Source organism: Microbacterium sp. CCH5-D1 (assembly GCF_001557335.1).
GTDB lineage: Bacteria > Actinomycetota > Actinomycetes > Actinomycetales > Microbacteriaceae > Microbacterium > Microbacterium oxydans.
The window spans coordinates 1-362 of the sequence record NZ_LSJW01000184.1 but is presented as its reverse complement, the minus strand read 5'-3'; the positions used below and the strand labels follow the sequence as shown (position 1 = coordinate 362).

General features: G+C 64.9%; 1 pseudogene. It reads left to right on the top strand.

What is annotated here, in order from left to right:
- Window positions 1-226: 226 nt before the first annotated feature.
- Window positions 227-362 (top strand): annotated as a pseudogene (locus AX744_RS11055) (50S ribosomal protein L25/general stress protein Ctc); the annotation flags it as partial.

The window sequence follows — 362 nt, the reverse complement described above, 5'->3', positions numbered from 1 at the left end:
CATGGGGGTTCTCCGTGTTCTGCAGAAAAAGGACCGGTGTCCTCAGCCTATCGGGTCATCCGGTACCATTGAGGCTGTACCTCGGCGAGGGATGCTTCTGCGCGTGCGCGAACATCCGTTATCGACGCGGCGAAGCAAGCCCGGTGGCTTTCCTCCTGCGTCAGCGAGTTCGAAAATTCCAAGACCACCGCGCGGCGCCTTCGCTGCGTGCCCCGAAGGAGAATCCATGTCTGAAGACACCAAGGTCCAGGCCGAGCTCCGCGAGAGCTTCGGCAAGGGCTTCGCCCGCCGCCTCCGCGCCGCCGGCAAGATCCCCGCCGTCATCTACGGTCACGGCACGGAGCCGGTGCACGTCGCGCTCC